We start from the raw sequence: 11922 nt of genomic DNA on the forward strand, positions 1-11922 counted from the left end.
CCGCAACGCAGGGTCATACGTTGCGGCACAACAGTATTCAGTCGGCAGCGGCGACCGTAAGTGGTGCTGGAATACCTGCGTATTCTTCACGGGCACGGTTCAACCACGCGTCATAAGCTTCTTCCGAGACAACCTTGACCGTGATTGGCATATAGGCGTGGGAAATCCCGCACAGCTCGGAACATTGGCCGAAATAAACGCCTTCCTGCTCGGCTTTGAACCAAAGCTCGGCCAAACGGCCGGGGACGGCATCCTGCTTCACACCAAAGGCCGGGATCGCCCATGAGTGGATCACATCCGCACCGGTCACCTGCACAACAACGGTTTTGTTCACGGGCACAACCACGGCTGTATCTGTTGCCAACAACCACTGCTCCTCAGTATAGCCAGCCTCTTCGAGCTGCGCGATCACTTCGGGGGTCTTCATGTTTTCGCCACCCAGCGCGGGTGCACCGATCATATAGCTTTCAAAGGCGAAATCATTGTCCACATATTCATATTCCCAGTACCATTGGTGGCCGATCGCCTTGATGGTCAAATCCGCAACGGGGATTTCTTGCTGACGGAACAGGATTGGCAGGGACCATGCACCGATCCCCACAAGGATCAGGATGGGCGCAATTGTCCATACGATCTCGACCGGGGTGTGGTGGGTAAAGGTTGCAGGTTCAGGGTTACGTTTGGCGTTATAGCGGATCGCAACCCACGCCATCAGCGCAATCACAAAGAGCGTCACCACCGTGATGATCACCAGAATCATACCATCCAGCCACTGCAGGTCATGTGCCAATTCGGTCACCCCTGTCTGGAAGCCCGTCTTGCCGTTTTCAGGCTGCCCGATGATCTCAAGCCCTTGAGGATCAACAGTTTGTGCGCCTGCAGGCAAGCTTGTAAAGCTGGCCATCAGGCCCGCAAGTGTGAGGTTCTTTTTCATCATTTTCGTCCTGATATTCGTGACCCTGGTGGCTAAAGCGGACCGATTGTTCCTACCGCCGTTGTAATCTTTAGCCTTACAATCATATATCCATTACAAAATAAAGTCCCCAGCTTGCGTCACACAGGCGCAAATGGCTGCCTGCGTCCTGTATTGCGGTATTGGCTCGGGTTCCTTTTTACACGGAGCATATCTTTCATGGCCGACACTCCCTTCTCTCCCCTTACAGACATTCTTGACCGTGATACGGCCCTTCGGGTGCTGCGCGATGCCGTTGCGGGGGCCGATGACGGCGAGCTGTTTTTCGAGCGCACGCGCTCGGAGGGGTTGGTATTTGATGACGGGCGGCTCAAGACAGCAAGCTATGACGCTGCAACCGGATTCGGCCTGCGCGCCGTGCGCGGCGAGGTTGCAGGTTATGCCCACTCTACCGAAATCTCCGAAGCTGCCCTGCGCCGTGCCGCGCAAACCGCGCGGCTCGCCGTAGGAGACGGAGGCGGCACATGGGCAGATGCCCCCGACGGCACGAACAAAAAGCTTTACACCGATGAGGACCCGATCGCAGGTGCGGCTTTTTCCGTAAAAGTCGAGACGTTGCGTGAGATTGATGATTTCTGCCGTAGCCTCGATCCGCGTGTCGTGCAGGTCAGCGCCTCGATCTCGGCTTCCATTCAGGAAATCGAGATTCTGCGCCCCGAAGGAACTTCCGTACGTGACGTCCGGCCCATGACCCGTGTAAATATCTCGGTCATCGTGGAGCAGGATGGCCGCCGCGAAAGCGGCACTGCAGGTGGCGGCGGGCGCATCGGCCTTGACGGGCTTCTTGCCGCAGAAGACTGGCAAGGCAAAGCCCGTGAGGCCCTGCGTGTGGCCGTGGTGAACCTGAGCGCGGTTCCGGCCCCTGCTGGCGTGATGGACGTTGTACTTGGCCCGGGTTGGCCCGGTATCCTGCTGCATGAAGCCATCGGCCACGGCCTTGAAGGAGATTTCAACCGCAAAGGATCCTCTGCATTTGCGGGCCTCATGGGCCAACAAATCGCCGCCAAAGGGGTGACTGTGCTGGATGATGGCACCATCCCCGACCGGCGCGGCAGTATCTCTGTGGATGACGAAGGCACGCCCAGCGCCAAAAACGTGCTCATCGAGGACGGCAAGCTGATAGGCTACATGCAAGACCGCCAGAATGCGCGGCTGATGGGCGTCAAAAGCACTGGTAACGGACGCCGCCAAAGCTTTGCCCACATCCCGATGCCGCGTATGACCAACACCTATATGCTGGGCGGCGATACGGCCCCCGGTGACATTGTGGCGGGCCTTAAGGACGGTATTTATGCCGTTGGGTTCGGCGGCGGTCAGGTGGATATCACCAACGGCAAGTTTGTATTCTCCTGCACCGAAGCCTACCGCGTCGAGAATGGCTTGGTAGGTGCGCCCGTGAAAGGGGCAACCCTCATCGGGGACGGGGCCACCGCGCTGAAACAAATCCGCGCCATCGGCAATGACCCAACGCTTGACCCAGGCATGGGCAATTGCGGCAAACAGGGCCAATGGGTGCCTGTGGGTGTGGGCCAGCCAACACTGATGATTGGTGGCCTGACGGTAGGCGGTTCTGCGGCTTGATCACGGCGGCTGGGCAACCGCTCTGATCAGCGGGGGGATCACTTCTTTGCTCACCTTTTGGGGCGGGTTTGGTGCTTTCCCCTCCACGATCATTGGCGGAGGTTTTGTGGCTCTTATAGGGTCGTGTTACGCAGGCATTTTCTGGCTCTCTCTTCGAATCCAAGCTCCCGATACGTTCCAAAAATGAAAAGGGCCATTTGGAACCTCCGATAATTGCCCCCATTCGATTCACACCTTGTTAACCACCAAAAGCTATATCTGATTCTAGCAACGGACGGAGCACGGGATGACTTTTGAGGACCACAATCCTTCTTCCACTCACCCCCCACTCCCACCCAACCCGGAAGACGAACAGTTTGCCCGTCTCCGTTTGTTGCGCTCGCGCCGGGTCGGCATATCCACGTATAAACGACTGCTGATTGAACACGGAACTGCGCAAAATGCGCTGGCCGCGCTACCTGAGGTAGCGCGTGCCGCGGGCGTTACAGGGTATGAGATCTGCCCCGAAGGGGTCGTGCGCGCCGAGTTACGTGCAGCCCATACTTCAGGCGCGCAGCTTTTGCATATAGGCCACCCCGATTACCCCACATCCCTTGCCGAACTGGATGATGCGCCGCCGTTTTTGTGGCTGCTTGGCGACCCCGCACTGCTTGCACGCCCGATGATAGCAATGGTTGGCGCGCGCAATGCTTCTTCGCTTGGCACGCGAATGGCCCGAACCTTGGCCCATGAATTGGGTGAGGCGGGATTTGTCGTCGTCTCGGGGCTTGCCCGCGGCATTGATGCTGCCGCCCATCTTGCCGCCCTGCCCCATGGTACCGTTGCGGTGCAGGCGGGAGGCGTGGATGTCATCTATCCCGCCGAAAACACAAAACTTGCCGAAGATATTGCCCGCACCGGTCTGCGGCTGTCGGAACAGCCCATGGGCCTGCAACCGACTGCGCGTCACTTCCCGAAACGCAACCGCATCATATCCGGCCTTGCCCGTGCAACCGTGGTCGTGGAGGCCGCAGCGAAATCCGGTAGCCTGATCACCGCCCGTGATGCGCTGGACCAGGGGCGCGATGTGCTGGCCGTTCCCGGCCATCCGTTTGATGCGCGCGCAGCGGGGGCAAATATGCTGATCTGCGATGGCGCAGCCCTGATCCGCAATGCTGCCGACATTATCGAGGCCCTCGACCCGATGGACGGCACCCCAAAGCAGCCTGCCCTTCCCCATACCGCGCCGCCCCAATCCGCAAAGCCGCGCCGCACCCTGCGCGAAACAGCCGGCCTGCATATGACAATTCTCAAGCGCCTTGGCCCCTCTCCCGTGGCCGAAGACCAACTGATCCGCGATCTGGCCGTGCCATCGTCCACGGTCACCCCTGCGCTGGTCGAACTCGAGATGGACGGTAAGGTATTGCGCAGCCCCGGCGGTTTGCTGTCCCGGCCCGTTTAATTCTCTTCCCCAACGTCACCTTGCATTGCGTGCCGGCATTCTTCGGACAGAAATTCCCCCCTGCTTTTGGGCCTCCATCACCGGTGCCGCATTGACAAAGCCCCCTTGCATCCCACATGTCAAAGGCCGTAGACGCCGCAAAAGACCCCTCCGAAGGACCAGAATTATATGCCTGTAGTCGTTGTCGAATCGCCCGCCAAGGCCAAGACGATCAATAAATACCTTGGGGATAATTTTACGGTTCTCGCCTCTTATGGTCACGTTCGGGATTTGCCGCCCAAGAACGGATCGGTTGATACTGACAATGATTTCGAGATGCTTTGGGAGGTCGACAGCGGCTCGAAAAAGCACATGAAGGCGATTGCCGATGCGTTGAAAGAAGACAACGAACTGATCCTCGCGACCGACCCCGACCGCGAAGGCGAAGCGATCAGCTGGCACCTGCAAGAAGCGCTCACTGCGCGCAAATCCATTAAGAAAGACACGCCCGTCAGCCGCGTGGTGTTCAACGCGATCACCAAGACGGCCGTAACCGAAGCGATGCAAAACCCCCGTCAGGTCGATATGCCCTTGGTCGAGGCCTATCTGGCCCGCCGCGCATTGGATTATCTGGTTGGTTTTAACCTTAGCCCCGTATTATGGCGCAAACTGCCCGGTGCAAAATCCGCAGGCCGCGTGCAGTCGGTGACGCTGCGCCTGATTTGCGAACGCGAGATCGAGATCGAAGCCTTCCGCCCCCGTGAATTCTGGAGCGTGAAGGCCATTCTCACGACTCCGTCGGGTCAGGAATTCGAAGCCCGCCTGACCGAACTGGCAGGAAACAAGCTGGATAAATTCGACCTTGGCGATGCGACGAAGGCGGAAATGGCTGTGCAAGCCGTCTCGAGCCGTGATTTGACGGTCTCCAGCGTTGAGGCAAAGCCTGCATCGCGCAATCCTTCTGCACCATTCATGACCTCGACCCTCCAGCAAGAGGCAAGCCGCAAATTCGGCATGGGCGCGCGCCAGACCATGAGCACCGCCCAGCGTCTGTATGAGGCAGGTCACATTACCTATATGCGGACCGACGGCATCGACATGGCCCCCGAGGCGGTCACCATGGCACGCGACGCGATCAGTGACCGTTACGGCGCGAAATACGTGCCGGACAAGCCACGCGTCTATAAAAACAAGGCGAAAAACGCGCAAGAGGCGCACGAATGCGTGCGCCCGACGGATATGACCAAAGACGCCGATGCGCTAAAGCTGATGGATGCGGATCAACGCAAACTTTATGATCTGATCTGGAAACGCACATTGGCCTGCCAGATGGAAACCGCCCGATTTGAGCGGACCACGGTCGAAATCGGCTCTGCCGACGGTCAGGTCGCCCTGCGCGCCAGCGGTCAGGTGATGATCTTTGACGGCTTCCTCAAGGTCTATGAAGAAGGCCGCGATGATGTCGCTGCCGATGATGATGACAAGCGCCTGCCGCAGATCGACAAAGGGGCCAAGCTAGGCAAGGCGTCAGCCGCGAAATATCAGGCTGATTTTGACAAAGCCGAAGGCGTGGTTGACGGTGATGTTCTGGATGACGGCGACAAATCCGGTGCAACCGGCGGCATGAAGCGCAAATCCGGTGCCCTTTTGGCGGACACTGCCGCAGTTCTGGGCAGCCAGCACCACACGCAACCACCTCCCCGCTATACCGAGGCCACATTGGTCAAGCGCATGGAAGAACTCGGCATCGGTCGTCCGTCGACCTATGCCAGTATCGTCACCACCATTCAGGATCGCGGATACGTCCGCCGCGAGGGCCAGCGCCTGATCCCCGAAGACAAAGGCCGTCTGGTGACTGCCTTCCTCGAAAACTACTTTAACCGCTATATCGGCTATGATTTCACGGCCGACCTTGAGGACCAGCTTGATAAAGTTTCTGCTGGGGATGCGGAATACAAGAAGGTGCTCGACCGGTTCTGGCGCGATTTCTCTGCCGCCATTGCCGAGACATCCGAGCTGCGCATTACCGAGGTGCTCGAGAAAATCAACGATGTGCTGGCACCGCACCTGTTCCCACCAACCGAAGACGGCAGCGATCCGCGCCTATGCCCCAACTGCGGCGTTGGTCGCCTCAGCATGCGCACTGCGCGCTCTGGCGGGGCCTTCATCGGTTGCTCGGCCTACCCCGAGTGCCGCTATACCCGTCCCTTCGGCCCACCGAACCCAGAGGCCGAAGCCTCTGCCATTCCACCCGAAGGCAAGCTGTTGGGCGAGGATGCAGGCGATGACATCCGTGTGTTTAAAGGGCGCTTTGGCCCCTATGTACAGCGCGGCGAAGTCACCGAAGAGAATAAAAAGCCGCCACGCCAGTCGATTCCCAAAGAGTGGCCCCCCGAAGAGCTGGATCTGACACGTGCGCTGATGCTGTTGTCTCTGCCACGCGAAATCGGGCCACACCCCGAAGACGGCATTACCGTTTGGTCCAATATCGGGCGCTATGGCCCGTATCTCAAACACGCGCCTTCCACATCGGATCGTGGTGGCACAAACGCCAACCTCGAAGACATTGATGAAGTGTTCACCGTCGGTATGAACCGTGCCGTGCAATTGCTGGCCGAAAAGGTCGCGTCACGCGGCGCGCGTGGCAAGGCTGCGGCACCGCTGCGCGAGCTGGGTGAACACCCCGAAGCCGGCGGCGCAGTCAACATCATGAAAGGGAAATACGGCCCCTACGTGAAATGGGAAAAGATCAACGCCACCATCCCTGATACGATTGAGCCTGATGAAATCACCATGGCTCAGGCTGTTCATCTGATTGACGAACGCGCGGAAAAAGCAGGCAAGAAAAAGCCCGCCGCGAAGAAGAAAGCAGCCCCCAAGAAAAAGCCGGCCGCCAAGAAACCGGCTACGAAAGCCGCTGCGGCGAAAAAACCGGCGGCCAGCAAAAAGGCCCCCGCTAAAAAACCCGCAGCCAAAAAGACTGCGGCAAGTAAGCCTGCCGAATAATCAAATCTGCGCGCAGGGGGCCTTATTTCCCCTGACGCGCAGATGTCGCACTGCTGGACAAAACGCGCGCCAAAACGCCTAAAATTCTAGTAAACGCGCCACCTCTATGTTTGTTTTGACGAAAAACGAGCAGATATTGAGGGCAAACATGACAGATATACGACTCTCTCGCCGGCGACTGCTTGGCGCAACAGGCTTGGCGCTTGCAGCTCCTTCGCTGGTCTTGGCAGAACAAAAACCAGCCCCGATTGTGGTCAACCGCCACAACATCGCAGGGTTTCGGACCCACCGCTGGCAGGACCATTTTGACGACCTGGGCAAAGGCGTGATCGTCGCCGACACCGAAGCACGCGCGCTACATTTCTGGGCCGGTAACGGCAAGGTCGAGCGGATTTTTCCGACTTCGGTCCCCCGTACGGATGAGCTGACCAAGCGCGGTTACACTAAAATTGTCCGCAAGAAAGTCGGCCCCGACTGGACCCCGACACCATCCATGCTCAAGGAAAATCCTGATCTTGAATACATGCCGCCCGGTCCACACAATCCGCTGGGCACCCATGCGATGTATCTCAGCTGGCCAGCCTATCTTATCCACGGCACACATGATCCGCGCAAAATCGGGCGCCAATCCTCAAGCGGTTGTATCGGCCTGTATAACAATATGGTTGAGCAATTGTTTGCAATGGCCCCTGTCGGTACTCAGGTGCATGTCATCTAGTTAAATCCCAATGCTGCACTGCAACATTGACAGGGATTGCGCCGCCCGTCACACAGTTACACAAAGGTGTAACGGCAGGGAGGCCCAATCTGATGAACAAAATATATGCAAGCGCTGCCGAGGCGCTGGACGGTGTGATCGAGGATGGCATGCTGATCGCAGCGGGCGGTTTTGGCCTTTGTGGCATCCCTGAATTGTTGCTCGGTGCCATCCGCGACAGCGGCGTCAAGGATTTGACCTTTGCCTCCAATAACGCGGGCGTGGATGATTTTGGCATCGGTATCCTGCTGCAAACGCGTCAGGTGAAAAAGATGATCTCGTCCTATGTGGGCGAAAATGCCGAATTCATGCGCCAGTATTTGTCAGGTGAGCTTGAGCTGGAATTCACCCCCCAAGGCACTTTGGCCGAACGTATGCGCGCAGGCGGTGCCGGCATCCCCGGCTTTTACACCAAGACCGGCGTGGGCACTGTCATTGCCGAAGGCAAGGATGTGAAATCATGGAACGGTCAGGACTATATCCTCGAAGAAGGGCTGTTTGCCGATCTCTCCATCGTCAAAGCCTGGAAAGCCGATGAGACAGGTAACCTGATTTTCCGCAAAGCGGCCCGCAACTTTAATCCCCCTGCCGCGACCTGCGGCAAGATCTGCATCGTTGAAGTCGAAGAGATTGTCCCCACAGGCAGCCTCGACCCTGATCACATCCACCTGCCGGGCATCTATGTGCACCGGATCATTCAGGGGGATCATGAAAAACGGATCGAACAACGGACAACCAGAAAGCGGGAGGAAGCATAAGATGTGGGATCGCAACCAAATGGCGGCACGCGCCGCACAAGAGCTTGAAGACGGCATGTATGTGAACCTCGGCATCGGCATCCCGACGCTGGTGGCGAACTATGTGGGCGACAAAGACATCACCCTACAATCCGAGAACGGCATGTTGGGCATGGGCCCCTTCCCCTTTGAGGGAGAGGAGGACCCCGACCTGATCAACGCAGGTAAGCAAACCATCACCGAGATGGACCGCACAGCGTATTTTGACAGCGCCACCTCTTTTGCCATGATCCGCGGTGGTAAAATTGCTGCGGCGATTCTGGGGGCTATGGAAGTCGCCGAGAATGGCGATCTGGCCAATTGGATGATTCCCGGCAAGCTGGTCAAAGGCATGGGCGGTGCGATGGATCTGGTCGCAGGCGTGGGCCGTGTGATCGTGGTCATGGATCACGCCAACAAACACGGCGAGAGCAAGCTGCTCAAGGAATGCACCCTGCCGCTGACCGGTAAAGGTGTTGTGGACCGTATCATCACCAATATGGGCGTGCTCGATGTGGTTGAGGGCGGTTTGCGCATTGTTGAATGTGCCGAAGGCGTCACCGAAGAAGAGCTGCGCGCAGCAACAGAGGCCACGTTGGTCTAGCGTTTCGCACGTCAGCGGGGTCAGGCAATTTCTCTTTGCCTGATCCGCTTTACTTCATCGAGGCAAAAACACAGCCGTCCGAGATCAACTCGGGCGGCGTTTTACATAGCCCTTTGGCAACCTGAAATGCGGCCAACACTTTTGGCACGTAATCGCGGGTTTCGGGGAATGGTGGCACGCCATTGTGTTTACGCACGGATCCCTCACCGGCATTATATCCCGCCAGTACTAGAATAGGGTCATCGCTGAAATGCCCCATCAACCAGTCCAGATATTTGATCCCGCCCGCGATGTTTTGTGCAGGAGCAAGGCTATCTTCGACGCCAAAGCGGTTTGCTGTGTCAGGCATCAATTGCATTAATCCTTGTGCGCCCGCCCCGCTGACCGCCTCGACCTTCCCGCCGGATTCGACCGAAATCACCGCAAGCGCCAGCGCCGGAGACACCCGTGTGCCGATGGTTGAGCGCAAAATATCTACGCCATACTGCTTTGCTATATCCTGTAGATGCTGCAAGCGCGGTGCCGCCACACGGTTATTCGACGCTGACAGCGCGTTCATCGCCAGCTCAAGCCGCCCTGGCCCCGATTGCGCCGCGTCAGGCGATACCTTTGCCCAGAACCAGTCATATGCCCCCGCACGGGGTTTCGGTGTGGCAGCGGCCGCCGGCACCGTTGGCACCTCTGCCGGAGCAATCGGCAAAACCGCAGGTCTGTTGATCTTTACATTCCCCCGTTTTCGCGCACCTGCCTTCGGCGGCGTTACAAATTTGGGTTTAAAATCGGGAAATGGCTGAGGCTCTTGCGCGTGAATCACTGACGCCAAAGGCAAAACAGCCAAAAGCATGCCCAGCCCGAGCAACTTTGATCTACTATTCATGCGTCCTGCTCTCTTTGATTAGTATTTTTTTAACCAACATTACCCGAAAGAGCCTCTCAAACCAGCAAATGAGGCAGCCAAACATGGCGAATTTGACACAATTGGGGTGTTTTGGCCGCAGACGATTAATGACTTACGGATAAAATTCTAGAAAAATCATTATATTTCAATTTGTTGGAAGTAAATTGTAGCCAAAATACAGTTAAGGTGCAAATGCCATAATTGCCGTCAAATTCATGCCCCATTCATAAAGCTATATAGCGTCATACCAAGTCAAGCAGGCCTGAATGAGAGCGGGCCGGGACGCAAGGCAGGGTTGGAACTTAAAACTTAAAATCCTTTGGAGGGATACTACCATGATGAAATTCGTAAAAAACTTCCGCAACGACGAAGACGGCGCAGTAACAGTTGACTGGGTTGTTCTGACAGCAGCAGTTGTTGGCCTGGCGATCGCAGCCTACGGCTCCATCCAGACCGGTGCCACCAACATGACAAGCAACACAACCTCCTTCCTGGACGGCCAAAGCACCAACATCGGTAGCGGCTTGACCACTAACTAAGCTTAACAGCTGAAGTTTTGCAAACGACGGGGCTGCATTTGTCTGCAAATGCAGCCCCGTTTCTATCAAGCCTTCCGGTCTACAACTTTAAGAGGCACAGTATACATGAAGAGATATCTAAAATTTCTTTCCAGCGAAGACGGTGCTGTGACTGTAGATTGGGTCGTCTTGACTGCGGCAGTTGTTTCCTTGGCGATCCTGGCGATGTTTGCGATTTTTGATGGCAGCACCAATATGGGTGACACTGTACGTGACTACCTGACAGATACCGGCATCGAAGAAATTTGGGATCCTGAAACAGCGGACAGCTGACCTCAATCCGACCGCCTTTGACCTCAAAAATGACAAATTCATCCGACATATTGTGCCAACAAATGGTACCCGGCATGTCCGGCTTATGTATCTAGGAGTGCGAACATGCGTTTAGTATTCAGCTTAGTTCTGTTGGTCGGAATCGCCCTCGCTGGTGGTGCGGTTATGCTAGCAAAAGATCAGATCGGCCAATATAAAACGGCCATTGCCCGCGCTGAAGCGGCCAAAAAAGAAAATATCGAGACCAAGAAAATCTTCGTAGTCAATCGCGCCCTGAAATATGGTGAGAAGCTACAAGAAGAGGACGTCCGCCTCGTGGACTTCCCCGTGGCCGCCCTCCCCGAAGGGCATTTTGACGATCTTGCGTCGATCTTTCCAGAAAACACCGACAAGCCACGCGTTGTGCTGCGTCCTATCGAAAAAGACGAGGCACTACTGGCGATCAAGGTCACCCTCCCTGGCGAGGATGCCGGCCTGACATCGCGGCTTGACCGGGGGATGCGCGCCTTTGCGATTAAAGTCGACGTGTCATCAGGCGTATCGGGCTTTCTCCGCCCCGGCGACCACATAGATGTCTATTGGACCGGCAGCGTCGGCTCGAGCTCAGCACGCGGTGAAGTGACCAAACTCATCGAGCGGTCGGTCTCGCTGATTGCGGTTGACCAAAGCTCGGGCAATGTTGAGGGCGCACAGATCGCGCGGACTGTGACGGTTGCTGTCACACCCAAACAGGTCGCCAGCCTTGCACAGGCCCAGTCGACCGGTCGCCTTTCGCTTTCATTGGTTGGCGCAGGAGATGACGTTGTTGTCGCCTCCAACATCGAAGTGAACCAGAAAGACCTCCTTGGCATACAGGAACAAGAAGCTGCGCCAGCGATTGCGGAAGAGAAAGTTTGCACGATCCGGACGCGCCGCGGTGCCGAGGTTGTCAGCATTCCGATCCCCTGCACAAACTAGGGGATCGCCCTTGGCTCCTTGCGAAAAATGCTAAAAATCGACGCCGTCCTTTTCAGGGGCGGCGTTTTGCGTTCAACACCTATGTTGCCAATTCCCCAC

11 protein-coding genes are annotated in these 11922 nt (G+C 56.9%); 9 read left to right on the top strand and 2 right to left on the bottom strand.

Features of this window, described 5'->3' with window-relative positions; translation table 11 throughout:
- Positions 1–37: 37 nt before the first annotated feature.
- Positions 38–934 (bottom strand): cytochrome c oxidase subunit II, encoded by an 897-nt coding sequence (gene coxB / locus ABJM03_RS11795; RefSeq protein ID WP_348417724.1) that lies wholly within the window; start codon positions 932–934, stop codon positions 38–40.
- A 198-nt stretch (positions 935–1132) separates the two neighbouring features.
- Here coxB and tldD point away from each other — a divergent pair, with 198 nt between their 5' ends.
- The 6 genes from tldD (at position 1133) to ABJM03_RS11825 (ending at position 9117) form a co-directional block, all read left to right on the top strand.
- Positions 1133–2554, top strand: coding sequence for a metalloprotease TldD (tldD, locus tag ABJM03_RS11800; protein WP_348417725.1), 1422 nt, complete (start codon positions 1133–1135; stop codon positions 2552–2554).
- Between the two features lie 286 nt (positions 2555–2840).
- Complete coding sequence (dprA, locus tag ABJM03_RS11805) at positions 2841–3995, top strand: DNA-processing protein DprA (RefSeq protein WP_348417727.1); 1155 nt, start codon at positions 2841–2843, stop codon at positions 3993–3995.
- Positions 3996–4163: 168 nt separating this feature from the next.
- Entirely contained in the window at positions 4164–6980 is a 2817-nt protein-coding gene (gene topA, locus ABJM03_RS11810; RefSeq protein ID WP_348417729.1) for a type I DNA topoisomerase, read from the top strand.
- Between the two features lie 148 nt (positions 6981–7128).
- Complete coding sequence (locus ABJM03_RS11815; protein ID WP_348417730.1) at positions 7129–7698, top strand: L,D-transpeptidase; 570 nt, start codon at positions 7129–7131, stop codon at positions 7696–7698.
- A 92-nt stretch (positions 7699–7790) separates the two neighbouring features.
- On the top strand, positions 7791–8495 hold the full coding sequence (locus ABJM03_RS11820) for a CoA transferase subunit A (protein WP_348417732.1): 705 nt from the start codon (positions 7791–7793) through the stop codon (positions 8493–8495).
- A 1-nt stretch (position 8496) separates the two neighbouring features.
- Entirely contained in the window at positions 8497–9117 is a 621-nt protein-coding gene (locus ABJM03_RS11825) for a CoA transferase subunit B (protein WP_348417733.1), read from the top strand.
- A gap of 49 nt (positions 9118–9166) precedes the next feature.
- On the opposite strand, the gene ABJM03_RS11830 is transcribed toward ABJM03_RS11825, so the two are convergent.
- A complete protein-coding gene (locus tag ABJM03_RS11830) occupies positions 9167–9961 on the bottom strand; it encodes a lytic transglycosylase domain-containing protein (RefSeq protein WP_348417838.1) in 795 nt (264 codons plus the stop codon).
- 389 nt (positions 9962–10350) lie between these two features.
- Between ABJM03_RS11830 and ABJM03_RS11835 the strand changes: the two genes are divergently transcribed.
- The 3 genes from ABJM03_RS11835 to cpaB all read left to right on the top strand — a co-directional run bounded on the left by ABJM03_RS11835 (position 10351) and on the right by cpaB (position 11823).
- Complete coding sequence (locus tag ABJM03_RS11835; protein ID WP_348417735.1) at positions 10351–10554, top strand: hypothetical protein; 204 nt, start codon at positions 10351–10353, stop codon at positions 10552–10554.
- A 105-nt stretch (positions 10555–10659) separates the two neighbouring features.
- Entirely contained in the window at positions 10660–10866 is a 207-nt protein-coding gene (locus tag ABJM03_RS11840) for a hypothetical protein (RefSeq protein WP_348417736.1), read from the top strand.
- 105 nt (positions 10867–10971) lie between these two features.
- Entirely contained in the window at positions 10972–11823 is an 852-nt protein-coding gene (gene cpaB, locus ABJM03_RS11845) for a Flp pilus assembly protein CpaB (protein ID WP_348417738.1), read from the top strand.
- Positions 11824–11922 lie beyond the last annotated feature (99 nt).

Origin of the sequence: Sulfitobacter sp. (assembly GCF_039977885.1) — a bacterium.
In the GTDB taxonomy this organism is placed as follows: Bacteria; Pseudomonadota; Alphaproteobacteria; order Rhodobacterales; family Rhodobacteraceae; genus Sulfitobacter.